Source organism: Foliimonas ilicis (genome assembly GCF_039939195.1).
GTDB lineage: Bacteria > Pseudomonadota > Alphaproteobacteria > Rhizobiales > Rhizobiaceae > Foliimonas > Foliimonas ilicis.
Genome location: NZ_JBDUUH010000005.1, coordinates 337,341 through 360,230, shown reverse-complemented (window position 1 = coordinate 360,230; position 22,890 = coordinate 337,341). Strand labels below are relative to the sequence as shown.

Annotated in this window: 16 protein-coding genes; 14 read left to right on the top strand and 2 right to left on the bottom strand. The window is 59.0% G+C overall.

Features of this window, described 5'->3' with window-relative positions:
* Positions 1-3 precede the first annotated feature (3 nt).
* Complete coding sequence (tssH, locus tag ABFT80_RS13970) at positions 4-2,817, bottom strand: type VI secretion system ATPase TssH (protein WP_347972533.1); 2,814 nt, start codon at positions 2,815-2,817, stop codon at positions 4-6.
* Between the two features lie 288 nt (positions 2,818-3,105).
* Here tssH and tssA point away from each other — a divergent pair, with 288 nt between their 5' ends.
* From tssA to ABFT80_RS13900, 14 genes are all read left to right on the top strand, one after another.
* Positions 3,106-4,113 carry a type VI secretion system protein TssA gene (gene tssA, locus ABFT80_RS13965; RefSeq protein ID WP_455189938.1) on the top strand — a complete coding sequence of 336 codons (1,008 nt, stop codon included), beginning with the start codon at positions 3,106-3,108 and terminating at the stop codon, positions 4,111-4,113.
* Between the two features lie 105 nt (positions 4,114-4,218).
* Complete coding sequence (tssB, locus tag ABFT80_RS13960; protein ID WP_347972532.1) at positions 4,219-4,734, top strand: type VI secretion system contractile sheath small subunit; 516 nt, start codon at positions 4,219-4,221, stop codon at positions 4,732-4,734.
* Between the two features lie 118 nt (positions 4,735-4,852).
* Entirely contained in the window at positions 4,853-6,334 is a 1,482-nt protein-coding gene (gene tssC, locus ABFT80_RS13955) for a type VI secretion system contractile sheath large subunit (RefSeq protein ID WP_347972531.1), read from the top strand.
* Positions 6,335-6,397: 63 nt separating this feature from the next.
* Positions 6,398-7,792 (top strand): type VI secretion system contractile sheath large subunit, encoded by a 1,395-nt coding sequence (gene tssC / locus ABFT80_RS13950; RefSeq protein ID WP_347972530.1) that lies wholly within the window; start codon positions 6,398-6,400, stop codon positions 7,790-7,792.
* Positions 7,789-8,601: a type VI secretion system accessory protein TagJ gene (locus ABFT80_RS13945; RefSeq protein WP_347972529.1), complete on the top strand. Its 813-nt coding sequence runs from the start codon at positions 7,789-7,791 to the stop codon at positions 8,599-8,601. The genes tssC (ABFT80_RS13950) and ABFT80_RS13945 overlap by 4 nt, the downstream gene beginning before the upstream one ends.
* Positions 8,594-9,103 (top strand): type VI secretion system baseplate subunit TssE, encoded by a 510-nt coding sequence (gene tssE / locus ABFT80_RS13940; protein WP_347972528.1) that lies wholly within the window; start codon positions 8,594-8,596, stop codon positions 9,101-9,103. The genes ABFT80_RS13945 and tssE overlap by 8 nt, the downstream gene beginning before the upstream one ends.
* Positions 9,096-10,877: a type VI secretion system baseplate subunit TssF gene (gene tssF / locus ABFT80_RS13935; RefSeq protein WP_347972527.1), complete on the top strand. Its 1,782-nt coding sequence runs from the start codon at positions 9,096-9,098 to the stop codon at positions 10,875-10,877. Before tssE ends, tssF begins: the two co-directional genes overlap by 8 nt.
* A 20-nt stretch (positions 10,878-10,897) precedes the next feature.
* Entirely contained in the window at positions 10,898-11,908 is a 1,011-nt protein-coding gene (gene tssG, locus ABFT80_RS13930) for a type VI secretion system baseplate subunit TssG (RefSeq protein WP_347972526.1), read from the top strand.
* Positions 11,898-13,091, top strand: a complete 1,194-nt coding sequence (locus ABFT80_RS13925) for an FHA domain-containing protein (protein WP_347972525.1) — start codon at positions 11,898-11,900, stop codon at positions 13,089-13,091. Before tssG ends, ABFT80_RS13925 begins: the two co-directional genes overlap by 11 nt.
* Positions 13,088-14,428: a type VI secretion system baseplate subunit TssK gene (gene tssK, locus ABFT80_RS13920; RefSeq protein ID WP_347972524.1), complete on the top strand. Its 1,341-nt coding sequence runs from the start codon at positions 13,088-13,090 to the stop codon at positions 14,426-14,428. Before ABFT80_RS13925 ends, tssK begins: the two co-directional genes overlap by 4 nt.
* Complete coding sequence (tssL, locus tag ABFT80_RS13915; protein WP_347972523.1) at positions 14,425-15,939, top strand: type VI secretion system protein TssL, long form; 1,515 nt, start codon at positions 14,425-14,427, stop codon at positions 15,937-15,939. Before tssK ends, tssL begins: the two co-directional genes overlap by 4 nt.
* Entirely contained in the window at positions 15,936-19,430 is a 3,495-nt protein-coding gene (tssM, locus tag ABFT80_RS13910) for a type VI secretion system membrane subunit TssM (protein ID WP_347972522.1), read from the top strand. The genes tssL and tssM overlap by 4 nt, the downstream gene beginning before the upstream one ends.
* An 11-nt stretch (positions 19,431-19,441) precedes the next feature.
* On the top strand, positions 19,442-20,821 hold the full coding sequence (gene tagF, locus ABFT80_RS13905; RefSeq protein WP_347972521.1) for a type VI secretion system-associated protein TagF: 1,380 nt from the start codon (positions 19,442-19,444) through the stop codon (positions 20,819-20,821).
* On the top strand, positions 20,818-21,732 hold the full coding sequence (locus ABFT80_RS13900) for a protein kinase domain-containing protein (RefSeq protein ID WP_347972520.1): 915 nt from the start codon (positions 20,818-20,820) through the stop codon (positions 21,730-21,732). The genes tagF and ABFT80_RS13900 overlap by 4 nt, the downstream gene beginning before the upstream one ends.
* On the opposite strand, the gene ABFT80_RS13895 is transcribed toward ABFT80_RS13900, so the two are convergent.
* The gene (locus tag ABFT80_RS13895) at positions 21,729-22,868 is read right to left on the bottom strand and encodes a polysaccharide biosynthesis/export family protein (RefSeq protein ID WP_347972519.1); all 1,140 of its coding nucleotides are present in this window, start codon (positions 22,866-22,868) and stop codon (positions 21,729-21,731) included. The genes ABFT80_RS13900 and ABFT80_RS13895 overlap by 4 nt on opposite strands.
* Positions 22,869-22,890: the final 22 nt, after the last annotated feature.

The following is a 22,890-nucleotide window of genomic DNA, read 5'->3' as shown; positions in this document are numbered from 1 at the left end:
TTTCTAAGCTCTCCTGTTGTCAGTTGACTTTGCCAGTTTGCGTGAAGGCGAATTTGCCTTTCGGTTTGTTGCCGCATCCGGAGGAATTTTCTTTCTGTCCGGGGCTGCTTCATCCGCCGATCGCTCTGTTGGCGCGGCGAATTCCTCTGCGACCGTCGTTTCGGCTTCTTCGATGCCAAAGCGGTGGCCGTCAAAAACGATATGGATTTTGGCGATCTTCCTGCGCTCGGCGACGGCATCGAGGAAGAAGGTCGATAGGACCGGCAGAAGGTCGCGTGCGATCATGATCTCGATGGCGCGTGCACCCATTTCGCTGGTCTTTGCCCGTGAAATAAGCGCCTCGCGCGCTTCCGGCGACAGGCCGACATCGGTGCCGTACGCACCGCCGACGCGTTCGCGAATCCGACCGATCTGAATATCCACAATGCCCGAAAGCGACTCCCGGCCAAGCGGCATGAAAGGCAGGATCACGGTGCGTCCGAGAAATGCCGGTTTGAAACTTTTCCGGAGTTCCGGCAGCAGAAGCGTTTCCAGCGCCTCGCCTTCCGGCATCGTGTCCGGATCCATGGCGAGCGTCGTCAGAAGCTCGGAACCTGTATTGGCGGTCATGACTATGGTGGTGTTCTTGAAGTCGATGTCGCGACCTTCACCGTCGCGCAGCGTGCCCTTGTCGAAGACCTGATAGAAGATTTCCTGAACGCCTGGATGCGCCTTGTCGATCTCGTCAAGCAGCAGCACGCCATAGGGACGGCGGCGCACGGCCTCGGTCAGAACGCCCCCTTCGCCGAAGCCGACATAGCCCGGAGGCGAGCCGAGAAGCATCGAAATCTTATGCTCCTCCTTGAACTCCGACATGTTGATCGTCGTCAAATACTGGCTGCCGCCATAGAGCATATCAGCCAGCGAAAGCGCAGTTTCTGTCTTGCCGGTGCCGGACATGCCGACCAGCAGGAAGACGGCAGGCGGACGACGGGCATCCGACAGACCAGCGCGCGCTGCGCGCATTGCCGACGAGATTCGGTCGATCGCCGCATCCTGACCAATCACGCGTTCTTTCAGCCGGGCATCGAGCGTCTTCACCGTTTCGACCTGATCGGAAAGCAGCTTGCCGACAGGTATGCCAGTCCATCTGGCGACGATGCTGGCGATCACTTCCTTATCGACAACGCGAGGCACAAGCGGCGTCTCGCCGGCTACTTTCGAGAGATGGTTTTCTGCAATCGTCAGGGCCGTACGAGCACTTTCCGGTGTGCCCGCCTGCAGCGGAAATTGCGCGACATTGCTTTCGCCTTCGGCTCCCAAAACCGGAAATATATCGCCGATCGTGTCGTCCTTCAGGAATATTCTTTCCAGTCGGTCGGCCTCGCGAACCAGCCGGATTTCCTCGTCGAACTTGGCCTGTAAAGTCTCGACTTCCGACGCAAAACGCTCTTTTTCAGCCGTGATCTTGCGAGAGCGATCAGCGTTTTCGGGCGTTTCCGGCTCTTTCGAAAGCCAATCGGCTTCCTTTTCGAGAAGTACGATCTCGTTGCGCAGAGCTTTAAGCGCTTCCGGTACCGTCTGGCGGCCGAGTGAAACGGCAGCAGCGGCAGTATCGATCAGGCTGATTGCCTTGTCCGGTAATTGCCGCGCCGGAATGTAGCGCGCCGAAAGCCTGACTGCCGCGGCCAGTGCATCGTCGCGAATGCGGACATTGTGGTGCTTTTTGAAGGAATCGGCCACGCCGCGGAGCATGCGGATTGCCGTTTCTTCGTCCGGCTCGTCTACTTTGACGGTCTGGAAACGTCTCGTAAGCGCTGCATCGCGCTCGATGTAACGCTTGTATTCGCTCCAGGTCGTCGCCGCGATCGTACGTAACTCACCACGCGCCAAGGCGGGCTTCAGAATATTGGCCGCATCCCCCTGCCCTGCCTGCCCGCCAGCCCCGATCAGGCCATGCGCTTCATCAATGAACAGAATGATTGGTTCGGGAGATGCCTTCACTGCATCGACCACGCCATGCAACCTGCGCTCGAACTCGCCTTTTACGCCGGCGCCCGCCTGCAGCAGGCTGAGATCGAGCAGCAGAAGCCGCACCGGCTTCAACATGTCGGGGACGTTTCCGGCCGCAATCTCCAACGCCAGCGCTTCGGCCACGGCAGTCTTGCCGACGCCTGCCTCGCCAACGAGGATCGGATTGTTCTGCCTGCGGCGCATCAGAACATCGATCAACTGGCGCAATTCGCGGTCGCGTCCAATGACCGGATCGATACGTCCTGAACGGGCGTCCGCCGTCATGTCGTGTGTGTAGAGACGCAGAAATTCATTGTTTCCGGCAGCCGCACCGACCTTCGAAATCTGCGGCTGTTCAGCGAGGCTGTCGGCACCCGATTCAAGCTCTGCTTCAAGCGCTTTTAGATTGATCCCGCGCAGTGACGGCGCGATCCCTCGCGCAGCAATGCGCAGCGATTGCTCAGTCGAAAGAGCGACCATAAGGTCAGCCGTGCGAACCATCGAACGACCATATTGCAACGATGCGACGATCCACGCTTCGCGAGCGAGCGTCAGTAGATTTTGCGAAAGGGTGAGGGAAGCGCCCTCTTCACGAGCAACGTCTTCGATTGCCAGATCAAGTTCGCGGCGAAGAACTTCCGAAGTAACGCCGGCACGTTCGAAGCCGGCTGAGATTTCCGCAATGTCGAGGCAAGCCCGCAACCAGTGCGCGATGTCCACGACGGCGTGAGAATTGCGCGCAGCAATCGATGCCGCAGCCTCCAGACCGACCCTCAGGTTTGGCTCAAGCGTTCTAATCAAACGGTTGAGATCGATTTGCGACATTCAGCAAGCCCCACTGTTTCGCCAATATGTTTGGTCGCCCTCGAAACCAAAAACGCAACTAAGGCGTTTATCAGCACTTGGGTAGGATTCATTGGATAACGTTTTGTAACACAGTGTATTTGATGATTATCATAAAAACGTCATGTTGACTGTGCAGTTGACAACGCTAATTGAGGTAACCAATATGATGTATTCAATATTAGCTACTTGTAATTTGGGGTGATCGTGCTGTTAAAAGTCAGCGAGATTGTGTCTCCATTTGGGAATGAAAACCCATGTGGAGAAGATATTCGGGCAAGTGCGAATTCTCAGGAAATATACTATAGAATCAAAGACGCGAGAAACGCCGCACGGAGCGCTGAAAGAGGTATTGTTCCTGGGGAGCCCATGGGACTTGCATCAGCTTGGCACGATGTAAACAATCTTGGATTGCAGATACTTGTATCCCAAAGCAAGGACATCGAGATCCTTGCATGGCTCGCGGAAGCCCAGCTCCGCCTGCGCGGTTTCGAAGGCTTACGCGATGTGTATGCATCGGCTGCGTCACTTCTGGATAATTTCTGGGACGAGTTGCACTCCATCGGCGACGATGGCTTCGAGGAGCGGTTTGCACCTTTAGCGGGTCTCAACGGCGTCAGCGGAGAAGGTACGCTGATACAAGCAATACGCCTGACACCGCTCGTACCTGATTCAAATTTCGCGCAATTCACGCTTTGGGATTATCAACTTTCGCAGCGAGCGAACGAGACCGACAGGCGCGAAGAACTGCATCAGGCGGCCACCGAAGCCGGCGTTTCGGCCATGTCGGCATATCTCGAAATCCTGACCGACTGCATAAACGCGTTCGATCGGCTGACCACCATTCTCGCCGAGCGTTGCGGAGAGCAGGCTCCGCCAAGTTCCAATACGCGCAATGTGCTTCTGGAGGTCGCTTCCGCGATCCGCGTTCTGGCTGGCATCGAGGAAGAGGCTGCCATTCCCGAGCAGACGGAAAAGCCCATACTTCAGGCTGCCAACGCAAATGGCGCCGATGTAGCAGCCGCATCTCCAAAGCCCGCACAGTCAGGCTCGATCGGCTCGCGGGAAGAGGCCTTCGAACTGCTCATTTCCGTTTCGCGCTATTTTCGCCGCACCGAGCCGCATTCGCCGATTTCGATGGCGATCGAAACTCTGGTCCGGCGCGGGCGTATGGATTTTTCGGAACTTCTTACGGAACTTCTTCCGGAACCACAGACGCGGAACGCCGTTTTAACGGCGGCTGGAATTCAGCCGAGGGTTGAAAAACGGGACGGGTGAACGCTTTCCGCGACATGTGAAACACGCCGGGAATATCGGCACAGCTAGAATTTTTTGACAAATGCCGGGCTTCGAAGATCAGCCGGCGTACCAAGGAGAGTCCTGATGGCAAGTGTGCATGAAAAACTGGAAAGGGTTCGCAAGCCTCGCGTTCATATCAAATACGAGGTCGAAACCGAAGGCGCTATGGTGGTCAAGGAACTGCCCTTCGTCGTTGGCGTACTCGGAGACTTTTCCGGCGATCCCACCCAGAAGCTGAAACCCTTCGGCGAGCGCAAATTCGTGCAGATCGATCGTGACAATTTCGACGATGTGATGCGCCGGATGACGCCTGGCCTCAACATCGCGGTCGAAAACACACTCCAGAACGACGGCACAGACCTCGCCGTCTCGCTGAAATTCGAAAGCATGGACGATTTCGAACCGGGCTCGGTGGTCAACCAGGTGCCGGCGCTGAAAGCTCTTCTGGATGCCCGTAACGAACTGCGCGACCTGATGAGCAAGGCGGATCGTTCGGAAGATCTGGAGCGCATGCTGGAAGACATTCTGCAGAACAAGGCCGACCTCTCGAAGCTGGTCGCCGAACTCGACGGCGGGGCCAAAAAAGACCCCGCAAGCTGAAACTGGCGGCGGCGAGCCGGTCATCCGGCCTGTCGCTTCATCACTTTGTTCGAGCACCTTGAGCCGGATTGGCCAATGAAAACGGCAAGGCCGGTGCTCCCGTCGGAAGGATCGAGGAATGAGCGCTGAAACACAATTGAAGGCCGATAGCGCGGCCGAATTTGCGCAGGAAGAAAACCTGCTTTCAAAGGTCGTGGCCGCAACACGCCAGACCGAACCAGATCGTGCGCAGAACCTTTTGCGCACGCTGACCGATCAGGCGCTGAAAGGCACTGTGAGCTACGACCGCAATTTGACGGTGACGCTCAACAACGCCATCGCCGAGCTTGACCGGACCATATCGCTGCAGCTTGCGGCGATCATGCAGTCCCCCGAATTCACCAAGCTCGAAGGCACATGGCGCGGGCTGAACTATCTGGTGAAGAACTCCGAAACCAGCGTCAATCTCAAGATCCGCGTGCTGAACGCGACGAAGCGGGAAATCTCGAAAGACCTTTCCAAGGCAGTCGAGTTCGACCAATCGCGCCTGTTCAAATCGATCTACGAAGATGAGTTCGGCACCCCCGGCGGCGAGCCTATGGGCGCGATCATCGGCGATTACGAGTTCGACAATTCTTTCGAGGACGTGCAGCTTCTGCAGGGCGTTTCGTCGATTGCCGCTGCGGCCTTCGCACCGTTCATCTCGGCTGCAAGCCCGCGCATGTTCGGCTTCGAGGATTACCGCGATCTGGCGCGTCCGCGCGATCTTGAAAAGATTTTCGAGACGGTCGAATACGCAAAATGGCGCTCGCTTCGCGAAAGCGACGATTCACGCTTCGTGACACTGGCGCTGCCGCGCGTTCTGGCGCGCATGCCTTACGGCCCGAAAACCAATCCGGTCGACGAATTCGCTTTCGACGAAACGGGTGGTTCGAAGACCGGCGAGTTGGCGCATGACGATTATTGCTGGATGAACGCATCCTATGTGATGGGCACGAGACTGACGGAAGCTTTCGCCAAAAGCGGCTGGTGCACGGCAATTCGCGGTGCGGAAAATGGCGGCAAGGTCGAGAATTTGCCGATGCATATTTTCTCCAGCGATGATGGCGATCTCGACCTGAAATGCCCGACGGAAGTCGGCATCACCGACCGGCGCGATGCCGAACTCGGCAAGCTCGGGTTCCTGCCGCTCTGCCACTACAAGAACACCGATTACGCCGTGTTCTTCGGTGCGCAGACGGCCCATAAGCCGAAGGTCTACGACAAGCCGGAAGCAACGGCGAATGCCGCAGTTTCGGCCCGCCTGCCCTACATGATGGCCACGTCGCGTTTCGCCCACTATCTCAAGGTGATGGGCCGCGACAAGATCGGCTCCTTCATGGAAGCAGAGGATTGCGAAATCTGGCTCAATCGCTGGATTTCCAACTACGTCAACGCCAATGACGATGCAGGCGAGGAATCGCGGGCGAAATATCCGCTTCGCGATGCGCGCGTGACCGTTCAGGAAATTCCGGGCAAACCGGGCTCCTACAACGCCGTCGCGTGGATGCGCCCATGGTTGCAGATGGAGGAATTGACAACCTCGCTGCGCATGGTCGCCCGCATTCCTTCAAAGAGCTGAGTGTTTGCCCGGCGCGATGAAATCGCCGCGCCGGGCATCTCTCGCCAAAATCGCAGTCAGGCAATGACGACCGGCTCCAGCACCACATGGCGACGCAGGGCGGATCAGCTTATCTCGCTGATCGATGATGCCCTGAATAGTCAGGTAAACGCTATCCTGCACCATCCCGAATTTCAGGCGATGGAAGCAAGATGGCGCGGGCTTGCCATGCTCGTTCGCGAGGCCGGACATGCCAGCGACGTAAAAATCAAGCTGCTCAGCGTTGGTTGGACACAGCTTGCCCGCAGCATGGAGCGCGCGACCGATTTCGACCAGAGCCATCTGTTTGAACTCGTCTACAGCCGTGAATTCGGCATGCCGGGCGGCGAACCTTTCGGTCTCCTGCTGGGCGATTATCACATCTCGCCCGACGACCCCGGTGCCGGTGACACTGTCGGCACGATGGCACAGCTCGGTATGGTCGCCGCCGCAGCATTTTGCCCCTTCGTTGCGGGAGCATCGCCCCGCGCCGTCGGGCTGGAAAGCTTCGACGAGTTGAACCGCGTGCAGGACTTTTCATGGCTCGCGAATGATCCGTCGCGGGTACGCTGGAACGGTCTGCGTTCGCGAGAAGATTCACGCTTTCTCGGCCTCGTCGCGCCTCGCATTCTCATGCGGTCGCCCCTTGAGCCCTATTCGCGCAACCGCGATGACGGCTTCCCCTTCCGCGAACATATCGCGGCAGATGGCACCTCCATGCTCTGGGGCAACGGCGTATTCGCCTTCGCGATGATCGTCATCCGCAATTTCGTGGTGTCCGGCTGGTTTGCCGATATTCGCGGCGTGACACAGGATGAAGTCGATGGCGGCTTGCTCAGCCCGGCAGAACTCGCGCCTTACGATTTCGGCACAGAGAGTGGCGGGCTTTCCGCGCAGGCTCCTGTCGAGGTGCGACTGACCAGCGCCCAGGAACAGCAATTCTGCGATCTGGGACTGGTGCCCATTGCCACCACTTATCTTTCCGCATCGGCGATCTTCAATTCGAACCAGTCGCTCCACGCGCCACAGCATTATTCGAACGAAAACGCGCGGCAGAACGCGCGGCTCGCTGCCATGCTGCAATATGTGCTCTGTGCGTCGCGCTTTTCGCACTATCTCAAGGTCATCATGCGCGATGAAATCGGTCAGCTTTCGGATGCGCCTTCCATCGAGCGGCGTCTGGAAAACTGGCTTTCGGGCTACACGCTCGGCAATGACGATGCCGATTTGCCGCTTCGCACCCGCTTCCCGCTCCGCTCGGCAGGCATAAGCGTCAACGAGATCCCCGGCAAACCCGGCACTTTTTCCTGCACCGTGCGGCTTCAGCCGCATTTTCAACTGGACGACGTTTCGACCAGCTTTCACCTCATCGCCGAAACCGCAGCGCCGCCACCGGCGAGCGCCCGCGCCTCGGCCGCGCCGCAAAGGATTTCCGCATGACGCTTTCCGCCAGCATCGCAAAATCGCTCGGAGACAATGCGCTGAACGACGCGCTCGACGAGGCGAAGGCACACATCAAGACTGCCCCGACAGACAAGGATGCGCGCCATCTCTACATCGATCTTCTGGTGCTTGCCGGAGACTATGAGCGCGCAGACGCACAATGCAGTCTGGCCGTTACTTTCACACCGGAAGACACGATGGGTTTTGCCCTGCTGCGCAATCAATTGCGAGCGATGGAAGCGCGCAATGCATGGTTCGCACGCGGCGCGGTTCCGGAATTTCCACAAGGGCCGACCGATCTGGACAAGGCAGCGGTAGAGATCGGCATTGCGCAACGCGACGGCGATGCAAAAGCAATACTGGAAAAGCTGGAAGCACTGCGCGGCGAACAGCCCATGATCTGGAACGGCAAGCCGATTGCCGATTTCCGCGACCTCGACGACCGCATCCCCCATGCGCTTGAAGTCATCATGACGGGCGGTGCCTATCTCTGGGTCGATTTCGCAAAGATCGCATCCGTCGAGATCGAGCCGATTGCACGTCCCCGCGATCTGGCATTCCGCCGCGCGGAACTCTCATTGATCGACGGTGCAACCGCGCCAGTTCTCCTGCCCGCGATTTATCATGGGACGGAGGCGGACGAGAAACTCGTACTGGGCCGCGAAACGGATTGGGTCGAGGAAGGCGGTATCACCACGGGGCGCGGACAGCGCTGTTTCCTGGCCGGTGACGAACTGGTTTCTTTCCACGACGCCGAGAGCATCGCGGCTTTTGAAACAGCGGAAAGGAAGGCTGCGAATGGCTGATCCGCTCGACCGCTACAGGCTGCGCGAGCGCGTCATCTCACGGTCGATCCTCGACCGGTTGCTGGACGCAACTCCCGATCTCGTTCAGGACGCGCCATTGAGTCTGGTCGAGCAAATACGCGAGATGCGCGAGGCCATTCGCCGTGATCTCGAGGCTTTGCTGAACACGCGCCGCTGCCCCGAAGCACCGCCCTCAGCACTACAGGAGTTGAAGGGTGCGCTGGTTTCCTACGGCGTAGATGGCATCATTTCGGCAAATCTCGTGACGGATGAATCGAAACTGCGGTTAGCGCGCGCCATCGAGCGGCGCATCGCACTTTTCGAGACGCGTCTTTCGGATGTGCGGGTAACGATCCTGCGCAACAATTCGGCAGGAGAGCGAGCCTTGCGCATGCGTATCCAGGCGACGTTCCGCCTGCATGACGGCATGCCGCCGATCAGCTTCGAATCGACAATCGACCCATCGACGCAACGCTTTCTGGTCGAGGCCGCGAATGGCTGATGGCTTCCTGCAGCGCTACAATGACGAGCTTTCGGCGCTGAGGCGGCGCGCTTCGCGCTTTGCCGATGCGTTTCCGAAAATCGCTGGCAGGCTGCGCATGACAGGCGAAGTGGCCGATGACCCGCATGTCGAGCGGCTTATCCAGAGCTTCGCCTATTCGGCAGCGCGCATTCGCCAGAAGCTTGACGATGATTTTCCCGAACTGACGGACGGCCTGCTCGAAACACTCTATCCGCATTATCTCGCACCCCTGCCCTCGATGAGCATCGTGCGCTTTACGCCAAGCGAGACGCTTGCGACGGTTCAACAGGTCGCGCGGCATACGGAAATTCTCGCCGAACCTATAGGCGGCGAGACGTGCCGGTTCCGCACGACGCAGCAGGTCGATGTAGCACCGGTTACCATCACCGCGGCGTCCTTGACCGGACAGCCAATCAGCGCGCCGCCCTCCCCCTATGCCGGGGCTGCGGGCTGTCTGCGCATTTCGCTGCGCGCCCAGGATGCCAGGAAGAGCATCTCGGAAATCGGGCTGAAGCGGCTGCGCTTCCACATCCCTACGCCATGGCGGCAAGCCATCGCGCTCTATGAATTGCTGGCCAATCACACGCTCGGCATCGCACTGGCACGTCACGCCGATGATGAAAACCCGGTCTTCCTGCCCGCATCCGAATTAAAGCCGGTGGGTTTTGGCCCTGACGAAGCGATGCTGCCGTATCCGTCATCCAGCTTTGCCGGATACCGGCTATTGACCGAGTTTTTCGCGCTGCCGCAGAAATTCCTGTTCCTCGACATTGACGGACTTGATGCTTGGAGGGGCCAACCGCTCGAAATATTCGTCTATCTGAACCAATCGGATACCAAGCTGGAACGCGCTGTCTCGGCCGCCGATTTCGCACTCAATGCGACGCCCGTCGTCAATCTCTTTCGCCAGACCTGCGAACCGCTGGTGATCGACGGTGCGCGAACGGAATATCGTCTGCTGCCGGATTCGCGCCGCCAGAAGACCCGTGAAATCTACGCGATCGAACGCGTGTTGCTGACCGGGCGCCGCGGCGAAGAACAACAGTGCCAGCCCTTCTTCGGGCGCAGCCAGCGCGGTGGTGCGGCATCGACCTTCTGGCAATCCTATCGTCGTTTCGACGCGGATGACGGCACCAGCAGCACCGATATCGCCTTCGTCGATCATGCACGGCAAGCCAGCGGTCCCATGGATATGGTCGCCAGCGTCGATGCCCTGTGCCTGAACCGCGACCTGCCCGAAAGACTACCCTTCGGTGGCGGTCATCCCAATCTGCAACTCGCTTCCGGCAATGAAGCCGTGGCCTCCATCGAAGCGCTGCTTCCACCGACACCTGCGGTTCGCCTGACGGACCATGACCGACGTCACTGGCGGCTGATGTCGCATCTGCTCCTCAACCATTTGTCGATCTTCGACAATGAAGGCTCGGCGCTGAAGGACATACTCTCGCTCTACGCATTTCGCGATACGCCGGAAACGCGCCAATTGGTCGACGCACTGGTCAAGATCGCGGCACGCAATTCGACGGCGCGGCTCGGCGGCGGCGGCATGGTGCCGGGCACGGAAATCGCACTCGAATTCGACCCATCCGCAATCGATCGCCCATCCGCCTTTTTGTTCGGAAGCGTGCTCGACCGGTTCTTCGGCCTCTACACATCCGTCAACAGCTTCACCCGGCTGACAGTGTCCATCAAAGGACAGTCGAGGCCTATCGCAACCTGGCCTGCCCGCTCCGCCGAGCGCCCGCTTTTGTAGAAAAGGACCAACGCCGCACAATGAGCCTGCAGCCCGAAAAAACGAATGACGATCTTGCCGAACTGCTCGAACGCGATCCCGGTCGTTTCGAGCCGACGACGGCGTTTCGTGCTGCACAATCATTCGACCACACCTCGGCATCCGACGACATATTGACCGTCACATCGCATTTCGGCGTATCGCCCGCACCGCTTGCCGTCAGTTCATTCAAGCGCAAGGGCATAAGAGCCTCGGTTCGCAGCGCGCTGGCTGGATTGCTCGGACCGGCCGGTTCGTTGCCGCCGTCATACAACGAATTGGTGATGCGCGAGGAACGCAACAAATCGCGGGCGCTTTCCGGCTTCCTCGATCTGTTCAGTGCGCGGATGACCGAGCTTTTCGTCGGAGCGAGCGAGAAATACCGGCTTGCGCGAAGGCTGCGCTGGGGCGACGACCAGAAAGACAATACGTTCCTGACGACGCTTTTCGCACTTGCCGGGTTTGGAACAGCGCGGCTGAAGGAAAAGAGCGGTGTTGATGAGAATTTGCTGCTGCGTTTCAGCGGGTTTTTCGCATCTCGCACAAAAAACGCATCTAATTTGCGCGCGATGCTTCGCGAATTCAGCGGATTGCCTGTCGAAATCGAACTGTTTCGTGGCCGTTGGCTGACAATTCCAGTCGAAGAATTAAGCAGGATGGGCCAGAACTCCGGCGTGCAGCTTGGTGTGAATGCCATGGCCGGGACCGCGATCCGCGATTTCAGCAGCGGATTTCGCGTCGTCGTCGGCCCGCTGGATTATCAGGATTATCTCCTGCTTGCTCCGGGCAGCCGCAATGTCGAAGAGCTTTTTGCGCTGACCCGGCTATTCGTCGGCGCAGGGCTCGATTTCGACATTCAGGTCATTCTCAAGAAGGAACAGATACCGTTTTGCCAGCTTGGCACGGAAGGCGATCCGCCGCGGCTCGGATGGAATAGCTGGGCGCGCATTGCGCCCGCCGAACGCGACAGCGGCGATGCCGTTATCGTGGAAAGGCTCGCCAATGCAGCTTGAGTTGCGGCAGATATCCGGTCCATCGGAAAACGGTGCCACGCAACGCTGGAGCTTTGAGCGCGGGCGTCGCACGCTCGGCCGTTCGAACGATTGCGACTGGCAGATTGCCGATCCCTCACGTTCCGTCTCGAAACTCCACTGCACGATCGAGCAGGATCGTGAGGGATATTTGCTACGAGATGAGAGCGCCAATGGCTCGAAAGTCGATGGCGTGACCGTGCTGGAAGGCGAAACTGCCCGGCTTTCCGACAAATCGCGCATAGAATTTGGCCGTTTCTCATTTTCCGTGACGATTTCCGGCGAAAAAGATCTCGATATGGACGATCCGGACGCCGATCTCAGGCTGAGCGACGAGCATATGACAATCTCGTCCATCCTTTCCGACGTGTCTTCTGGCGGCAGGACAGCGACCGGAATTATGGGCAGCAGAAGCGATGGCGACTGGCCCGAACCGGTGCGCACGGCGAAGCGTGGCGCAGACGCCACGCCCTCCTCCCGCAATGTGGAAATCGGCTGGAGCGGCCCGCCCGAAACTGACCTGATGAAGCCATTGCTGCCCAATGATTGGGACGCGGATTTCGACTATGGAAACCAGTTGGAGCATAGCGCCGCCACGCATGTCTCGATCCCCGTAGCCAAAAGCAAGAAGGCAAAACCAGCCCCGGACGTGAAGCCGGAAAAGATCAAAAGCGCTATGGCGGAGCCGGTAACTCCTGCTCCAGTCGCCCCGCAGGGTCGCGATCTTCTACCGCGTATGGAGGCACTTCTCACACAAATCGAAGAAGCATCGGCCACCCCGTTTTCCGCATTCGAAATCGACGTCGAGGCATTTGCCGACACGACCGAACCTTTCGGGCTGAGCCGCGAGGAAACCGTCGAGGCAAGGTTGCGGGCAGTGCTTGCCCGCCAGATGCAGTTGAATACTGCCATGGAAGGCGTGCTCAAACATGCAACCCGCACAATGGAGCCACGCCTGATCGAAGCGCAGGTGGATGCGCAGCCGCGCAAGCTGCCATGGCGCAGCGACCGGAGCTATTGGCAGGCTTACCGCGAACAATTCGAACACGAAGGCCAAAGCTTCTCGATCAGAGAGGTCTTTCGCAAATCAATACTGAACGCGCTTGGTGCAGACGACGACCAAGACGCGGGCAACGTTGCAGAGAAGGCGAACCGGGCAGAATGAGAAACGAAAATCGCGTCGCATGGAGCGAAGGAATGTTCCTTCGCGTGCAGCATTTCCAACAGGCGGACCGATGGACCGAACGCCTTGTCCGTACCGCCGTGCGCGCCTTGTCGCCCTATCCGTGGGGTGTTGCAGAGATCGGGATAGACCGCAGCGCGCTCGCCATCGGGCAGTTCGCCCTTTCCGACCTGCGCGGCATTTTGCCAGACGGCACGCCATTCGAAGCCCCAATCGATGCCGATCTGCCGCCATCGCTTGAACTTGACGAAGCGACCAAAAACGCCACCATCTATCTCGCATTGCCGGCGCGCCAACCCGGCAAGGCCGATATGGCGATGAATGGAGGAGCCTCTTCCAACAGCGTACGTATCGTCGCATCGCATTACGAAGCGCCCGATTCCAACGTCGAAACCGACTTCATGGCGCCCATCGATGTCGGCCGGCTGAGCATGCGCTATCTGAAAACCGGCGACGAGCTTGCAGGGTACGAACTGATCGGCTTGGCGCGCGTCATCGAGGTGCGGTCCGACAAGGCGGTCATACTCGATCCCGACTATATCGCGCCAAGCCTGAACTGTGCCGCCGAGCCCCGCCTCAACGAACTCATCACCGAGCTTCTGGGCATAGTGCGACATCGCGCGGAGGCTATTTCGGAGCGGATCGGCGATCCGACCATTCGCGGCACGGCGGAAGTCGGCGATTATTTTCTGCTGCAAATCCTCAACCGGGCGGACCCGATGCTGCGCCACATCTCGGCGAATGCAACCCGGCTGCACCCGATCACCTTCTTCGAGACCTGCATTCAGCTTGCCGGTGAACTTGCAACCTTCACGATGGACTCCAAGCGCGCCAGCGAGTTTCCGCCCTATCGGCATGACGATCTGAAAGCCACTTTCGCCGCCGTGTTCGACGATCTGCGCACCTCGCTGTCGGCTGTGCTTGAACAGGCCGCCGTTTCCATCGAGCTTGCAGAGCGTCGCCATGGCGTGCGCGTCGGCACAATCAACGACCGTTCGCTGCTCAAGGATGCCGGTTTCGTTCTGGCCGTTCGGGCCGAAATGTCTGCAGAAGATGTGCGCCGCAAGCTGCCAGCCCAGATCAAGATCGGACCGGTGGAACGTATTGCAGAGCTCGTCAATGTCGCGCTGCCCGGTGTTCCGGTTCGACCGCTTCCCGTCCTGCCACGCCAATTGCCGTACCGTTCCGGCACGATTTACTTCGAACTCGATACCAAGACGCCGCTTTGGAAGCAGCTCGAAACGTCGGGCGCAATCGCACTGCACCTTGCCGGTGAGTTTCCCGGCCTCGAAATGGAATTGTGGGCCATCAGAGAATGAACAAGGAACGGTCTACATCCTGGCAGGATTTGCCGACCGTCGTCGAGGTGACCGAGGACGGCGCACGCAAGCAGCAATCAGCCCGAAAAATGGCTGAAATGCTCGACGACGTGCTCGACATCAAAGATGCACCCGACGCCGCGACGCAAGGCGGCTGGTCGGTGGATGCGCTGGTACGCGACTTCCGCTTCGGCGGCGAAGAGGTGCCGACCATCGTTCGTTCTGCCGCTCCGCTGCTGAACCTTGCACACGCACTGCGCCATACAGACGCGCAGCCGGATATGGAACAGCTTCGTCGCACGACGATCGACGCGATCGGGCGCTATGAGCGCGATCTTGCCAGCGCGCGCATAAGCCCGGAGCGGGCACGCGCCGCGCACTATGTGGTCTGCGCGACGGTTGACGACGTGATCCTCAGCAAGCCGTGGGGCGTGCGCGCCGGCTGGGCACGTTCGGGCCTCGTTTCGACCTTCCATATGGATGTGACGGGCGGCGACCGGGTGTTCGATCTGCTGGATCACTTCCACCAAAGCCCCGGCGCAAACAAAGATCTGCTGTTGCTGATCTATCTTTGCCTTTCGTTGGCCTTCGAGGGCCGCACCCGCGTCTCACCGCGCGGCACGCTGGAACTCGGCCGCATCCGCGACAGTCTCTACAAGACGCTGCTCGGCCAATATGGCGTATTCGAGCGGGAGCTTTCCCCGCATTGGCGCGGTGTTTCGGCCAAGCACAAGCCGTTGCGGACTGCGGTGGCGCTCTGGACCCTGCTTTCCGCGCTCGTGCTGTTTTTCGCGCTCGGTTATCTGTTTTTCACATTCTCGCTCAACCGCGCATCCGATGGCACATTCGAAAGGCTGGCCAGCCTGCCGCCACGCGAAACGCCGAGCGTTCTTGTGCAGGCGGCTCCACCAGCACCGGTCGCAGAAGTTCCGCAACCACCTGTCGTGGAACCTGAACCCGTGGAGGTAAAACCCGCACCGCCGAGCCGCTTGCAGAACCTGCTTTCCTTCCTTCAGCCGGAGGTCGAAAAGAGGCTCGTTTCGCTTTCCGATGCCGATGGCCGATTGCTCATCCGCATCAACAATTCCGGTTTGTTCGACGTTGGCAGCGCCGATGTGAGCGCCGAGTTCCGCGGCCTTCTCGAACGCATCGGGGCCGCACTGGCGTCCGAAAGATTCCGCGCGGTCGTTGTCGGCTACACCGACAATGTACCGATCCGCACGGTGCAATTTCCTTCCAACTGGCATCTTTCGGAGGCACGGGCGCGGGCAGTGGGTGAAATTCTGACTTCCTATACCGGCCCCGGCGCCATCCTGACGGAAGGGCGCGCCGACAGTGATCCTTTGGCCGGAAACGACACACCAGAAGGGCGCGAGGCAAACCGCCGAACCGAAATCCTGGTGCTGACCGATCCCAGCGAAACACTGAATGACGCAGGCATAACGCCATCCAACCGCGCCAATGATCTGGACGGTTCTGCGACGCCCGAAGCAGGAGGGGTTTCGCCGTGAATCCGCTAAGTTATTTCTACACGCTGCGTTCTTATGTCGAGTCTTATGCGGGCTTCCTCGGCGCGCGGTTCCTTTCCGTCATCTGGGTTGTGGCGATCTGCGTCGTCATCTGGTTTTACGGCTATCTGCTCGCCTATGGCGATTTCAAGCCGCTGGCCAGCGGCAGCGCCCGCCTGACGCTTATCTGCATCATCATCCTTTGCTGGATCGTGTATCTCGCCGTTTCCATCCTTCGCGCACGCAAACGCGACAAGGCATTGATGGAAAGCATCGAAAATGACGCGGCAGCGGATGCGGCGGCAAGCCAACAGGCGGAAGTTGGCGAAATCCACAGTCGCCTGAAAGAAGCGCTGGCGCTGCTTCGCCGCATCACCAAAAAACGCTTCGGCTATGTCTACGAACTGCCATGGTACGTGATTTTCGGCGCGCCGGGCTCCGGCAAAACGACAGCACTTACCAATTCCGGCCTGAAATTCCCGCTCGGCGATGCACTCGGTACGAATTCGGTTCAGGGTATCGGTGGCACGCGAAACTGTAATTGGTGGTTCACCGATGAAGCGATCCTGATAGACACTGCAGGACGCTACACGACACAGGACGATCTGAACGGTGCATCGAAAGCGGGATGGGAGGGCTTTCTCGGACTGCTCAAGAAGTACCGCCGCTCGCAGCCCGTAAACGGCGTTCTGGTGACGCTCTCGATCGGCGATCTGATGACGCGCGATCACGCGGCGCAGCTTGAGGAAGTGCGCGCAATCCGCCAACGGCTCTCGGAACTCGACGAGTATCTTCAGGCCCGCGTGCCGGTCTACCTCGTGCTGACGAAAGCGGATCTGCTGACTGGTTTCGTGGAGTTCTTCGACGGTTTCAACAAGACCGACCGCGATCAGGTATGGGGCACGACGTTCGGCCTTGAGGAAAGCTACAAATCCGACAATCTGCCGGATCGCTTTCTGGAAGAGTTTGCTCTTCTTCAGGAACGCGTCGGCGCAATGCTGATCGAGCGTCTGCAGCAGGAGCCGGACGCCGAACTGCGCGGGCGTATTTTCCGCTTCCCCGCCGAGCTCGCGTCACTCAAAGAGCGGTTGCATGAAATGCTAACCGAGCTTTGCGCAGGCTCGAAGCTCGTCGAATCCCCTCTGCTGCGCGGCGTTTATTTCGCATCCGGCACACAGTCCGAAGACATGGAGCCAGCAGCGGCGAAAGCCTCGGCACCGCGCATGCGCCGCAGCTATTTCCTGTCACGTCTTTTCAAGGATGTGATCTTCGGCGAGGCGTCTCTTGTCGCGCGGGACAAACGTCTTTCGCGGCGTCAGATGATATTGCGTCAGGTCGCCTATGGCGCCGCCGCTGCTATGTTCTTGCTGGTGCTGGCGAGTTGGACGGCAACCTATTTCCAAAACTCCAGCGCGCTTGCAAAGGCTGATGAGCGGATCGACGCCTACGAACAACTCATTCGTGGCGTGCCGGTTCGCGATGTTTCCGACGCTGATTTCCTGCGTATTCTCCCCGCTCTCGACAATCTGCGCGGCGTGACGACAGGCTTTCGCGAAACGCGCGTCTGGCCGGTGAGTTTCGGACTCGATCAGGAAAGCAAGATCGCCAGCCGCCAGCGCGATGCATATCAGCGCGCCTTGAACGCTTTGCTGTTGCCGCGCCTTCTGGTGCAACTTCAAAAGGATATGGAAGACACCGAAAATGTCAGCAAGACATTCGACGCACTGAAGCTTTACGGAATGCTTGGCGGTCTCGGACAGGTCGATGGCGAATTCGTATCGCTGAAAGCCGAGGACATGTTCGCGACGCTTTATCCGGGCGAAGGCCGTGCTGCCGCGCGGAGCGCCTTGACCAGCCATGTCGAGATGATGGCGGGCGGCGCACTGCCCGCAATCGACCTCGATGATGCATTGATCGTCAAAGCGCGCGCGGCGATTGCTGATCAGAGCGTCGCCGCAAGAGCCTATGACATACTGGGCAATTACCGTGCCGCGCGCTTGTTATCCCCTTTTGTGCCTGCCGACGCGCTTGGCGCGCTTGGAGACCAGGCTTTCGAGCGTACCTCGAAGGCCCCGCTTCGGGAGGGCATACCCGGACTTTTCACCGGCAATGGATACCGGACCGTCGTGCTTCCAAATGTGACGGATGCGGCGCGTGAGGCACTCGATGAACATTGGGTACGCGGCAACCAGCCGAACCCTGCCGGCACAACGGTCGAAACCGTCGCGCAGGCAGCCCTGCAACTCTACTTCGACAATTTCGAACAGCGTTGGAACGGGTTGCTGAGCGACATGCGCGTGCGCCCTTCGCAGACGCTCGCCGATGCCACTGAAACGACGCGCATACTTGCTACCGAGCCCGGCCCGGTCGAGGCTGTTTCAAAGGCGATCGTGGCAGCAACGGACCTGCGTCCGCTAAGCGCGGAGGTTGCGTCGGCAGAAAGTAGCGCGTCTGGCATTTCCAATTCAGCGCTTGCAAGCGCTGCGAATGCGCCGGATCCGTTCGGCCTTCTTCGTGAGGCGCTTGTAGAGCCTGCGGCTGGAGATCCATCCACGCAATCGGATGAGACGCCAAGCTCGCAGATAAAGGCGCTCACGCCGATCCTGCAAAAGGTCTATAGCCAGCTCTCACGCGCCACGACTTCGACGGCAGAAGTCGCAAAGGTCTTCGACGTGGACAGCCAGTTGACAGATGCCAACCAGAATCTGTTGCAGGAAGCCCGTCGCTTGCCCGCACCAGTCGATACCTGGATGGCAGGCGTTGCAGCCGATATCGGTTCGCTTGCGGTGAAGACTGCCCGGACGCGCATCAACGACCTCTGGGCTGCCGATGGCGCGCGGCTGTGCTCCAGCATCATGACTGGACGTTATCCTTTCGACCGGAACTCAACACGCGATGTCGCGATGAGTGATTTCGTACGGCTTTTCGGACCGAGCGGCCTGTTCAAAACCTTCTTCAAAGACAGACTCGAAGCCTTCGTCGATACCGGTTCGAGCCCATGGGGCTGGCGCGGGACGTTCGGCGCCGAAGGCATTCCGAGTGAGGCGATCTCACAATTCGAAAACGCCGACAAGATAAACCGCGCCTTCTTCCCGGCGGGCAGTGAGACTCCTTCCATCTCGATAAATGTGAAGCCGGTTTCACTCAGCGATTCAGCCACTGCCGTTGCGATGAGAATCGACGAGGAGCCTCTTGTTTATGTTCCGGGACGGGTGCTCTCGAAGTCATTCGAGTGGCCAAGCAGCGAGCCCAAGAAAAGTTCTCACGTCATGTTCTATCCGGGCGGATTTCAGCAGACTCTGACCGAAACCGGAGATTGGTCACCTTTCCGTCTATTCGATAAGGCTGACGTTACGGTTGAGAGTGACGATCTGTTCCGGGCGCGTTTTGAAGATCGCGGTCACACTGCCGAGTTCGACATCCAATTCGGATCGGTTCTCAATCCGTTCAGGCTCCAGGCGTTGTCCGATTTCGCCTGTCCGAACCAGTTCTGAAGCGCCGCGCGATGAACGAACGCCACGCTCCCGAAACGACCGCCCCAGAAGCTGACCGGATCGGCTTTTTCGGCAAGGTTCCGACCCATGGCGATTTCATCTCGACGGCCCTTGGAAGGACGTTCCAGAACTTTCTCGACGGCTGGATACAGGCAGGCATTCAGGCAAGCGAGCAGACGTTCGGAAAAGAGTGGCCTCGGCACTTCAAGGCCATGCCACCATGGAGGTTCGTTATCGAGCGCGGGCTCTGGGGACCAACTACGGTCGTCGGCGTCGTGCTGCCGAGTACAGACCGTGTCGGGCGCAGCTTCCCATTGGTGATCGCAGCACATCTGACCAGCTTCCGGGATCATCCGCGGCAGCTTTGTTTCGATGAGAACTGGTTCATAGCCGCCGAAGCGCTGGCCGAAACATCCCTGACCCGCGAGTTCGAAGTTGCGTCCTTTACCGCTGGCATAAAGCGCCTGCGCCTGCCCCACGCCCGGCCCCCAGCGAAGAACGACGCGCCACGCACTGCCGGTGAGTCGATTTCGCTTTGGTGGCGGCCGGATTTCGATACGGGGCAAGCCAAAGGCTTCAAGACGGCCGGTGCGCCTAAAACCGACGATTTCGTGAAACTCATCCGGGATTTTCCGGTGCATGTCGCGCCGCCTGTGACAGAGCCTTCACCGCCAAAAGTCGAATCCGCCCCGCCCGTCATAGCCGCGCCCGAACCGATTCAAAAATTCTCCATCGAGCGCAGCTATTCGACCCATCCCGGCACACGTCTTGCCGTTAATGCCGATGCGCTGCTCGTTTCGGAAAGCCCGTGCATTCTGGCAATTGCCGACGGGATGGGCGACAGCATCGCAGCGGTCGAGGCCGCGAAAATTACGACCAATACGCTGGCCGACATTTCGCCAACCGATCTTCTGGACTCTCTCGTACAGGAGGTAAAAGGCAAGTTCGGCCGGGCGCATGGTTTGCTGCAATCGAGTTACGCATCGAACGGACGCGAAGCTCCCGCTGCCAGTGTAGCGGCGCTGGCAATCGTGGACGACGCGTTCGCGATCGTCTGGGCCGGCGACGCACGATGTTATCTAGTTCGGGACGGCATGATGCGCTGCCTGACGCGCGACCACGTCGAGGTTGGACTTCGAAGGACGCTTTCCCGCGGCATCGGAGTACGTGCGCAATTGATGCCTGAAACCGTGACTGACAATTTGCAAAGCGGGGACCGCTTTTTACTTTGCAGCTACGCTCTCGCACGCGCTCTGGATGAACGAAGCATTGCGGAAATTTTGATCGACACACCGGTCGATCAGGCGGCGGAAGCGCTCGTTCAAGACGCGCTCATCGCCAATTCGCGCGAGAATCTCAGTGCAATCGTGGTCGGTATTCAGCCGGAATGAACGCGGGCGGGTCCGGCGATTTCGACGACATCGCGAAGCGGTTCGAAGCGCTTTGGCAGGCGTTGCAATATAATGGCACCGTAAAGCGCGAAACCGATGAAACCACTATGTTGATCGATCGGGTACGAGACGCTCTCGATAAAGGGCTGTCGCGCCTGAACGAGAACAATCGCGAATTCATCGCCAACAGTTTCACGATGGAGGAGCGCGTTCATGTCAGTGCACGAACGGAAATCTATCGCATTCGCCATCGCGATCTTCAGACAAATCACGCACTGAAAACGCTTCATCCCGACCACGCAGACGACGAAATCGCACGACGCCTTCTGTTGCGTGAGGCGCACATCGCCCTGCCTTTGAAGCACGACAATCTGCATGCGCCGCAAATGATGCTTCGACTGGATGACGGGCGACCGGCCCTGATTTTTGAATGGGCGGAAAGCAGCCTATCGCAGCGTCTCAGTGATGGATCATTCAGCGCAACCGAAATTGGGCAAGCAATGGATGCGCTTTTGTCGGGCTTGACATTTCTTCATTCGCGCCACCTGATCCATTGCGATCTCGCGCCTGACAATCTTCTGTTGTCAGGCGGTGAATTGGCAAGTTTGAAGATTGCCGATTTCGGCTTTGCGCTGGGGGCCGGGCAGCAGCATAGCGATCTCGATATCGGGTTCGCCGGACACACCGAATTTCTGGCTCCCGAACAGCGCGATAGAGCGCCGCTCAACATGCGTACCGATCTTTATGCCTGCGGCCTCATCATGAGACTTATGCTTGAGCGATGCAGCGATACGGATGCATCCGTATCGCGAATGGCTGCACTGGCCACACGGCTCGCTCGGGAAAATCCCGCAGATCGCCCCGACAGCGCGAATTCCGCGCTGAAAACCTTGCGCGGAATCGTGGTTTAGCTCCCGCCACCCGGAAGCGGTGCTGCCGCTGTGGCAGCGCTTTTCTGGAAGACTGTGATTAGCTTTGCAGCATCCACCAGCCCGGCATTGCTCGCATAGAGCATATCGCCGTCCTGTATCTTGAATTGCTGCATCAGACCGAAATTTGACACGTCTTTCAGATTGACGCGATAGATGACCGGTTTGGTTGTAATGAACGGCATGCCGGGGTTCTTGCCCGCCGATGCATAGGCCGCATCCGTGTGAACAGCCTGATTGCGGAAGACATAGAAATTGCGCGCATCGGCCCGGTCATCGAGCAGACCGCCGGCACGTCCAAGCGCCTGAGCAAGCGTCAGCTTTCCGGTTTCGAACTCAAATTCACCAACGCTCTTGAATGCTCCAAAAGCCGTGAAGCTCGGCGCATCGCCCTGGATGAAGAGCTGATCGTCGGGCAGAAGATAAACGTTCTGACGATCTTCGCGCAGCACCCGGTCGAGTGGCGCGGTTGCGCGCTGCTTGCCGCGAACGAGCGTTACCGTCGCCGCACCCGGAGCCTTGGACGCACCGCCCGCAAGCGCAATCGCATCCAGCACGCGCTCTTTGCGCGCGGTCAGCGGAAAGCGCCCGGCAGCGCGCACATCGCCATTGACCGTTATGCCGCTCGTTGGCTTCTCGACGACCGTAACCACCGCTTGCGGATTAACCGCAGAGCCACGCAAACCATTGACGATCTGCGTCTGAAGCGCGTCGGGCGAGGATTCCAGAACGCGCTGCTTGCCGACGAATGGCATGGTTACGAAACCGCCATTATCAACCGTGAAACGGCCGAGATTGAGCGTCTTGCTGTCGGTCGAGGAAAACATCCCCTCCTCGCCCGTATCGAGGATCGTAACCTCAATCACGTCGCCACGGCGCAGTCGCGTATCGACAAACCCGCCAGAGCGAAATTCACTAAGGCCCGCATCGTTGGGAGAGTATGAAAGCGTTGTCGCGCCCATTGCGCTCATCGGCGCATCGGACAATTCGACGACCGGAATTTTCTCGTTGGAGTTGGGAAGAGAGGCGTTGCGGATGTTGGTCGCACTGGGACCATCAGACGGGCTGGCGCACGCGCTGATAACGGCGATAAAGGCAATCGGCACCAGTTTCCGCATCACGTTTCCTTTTGGTGATTTT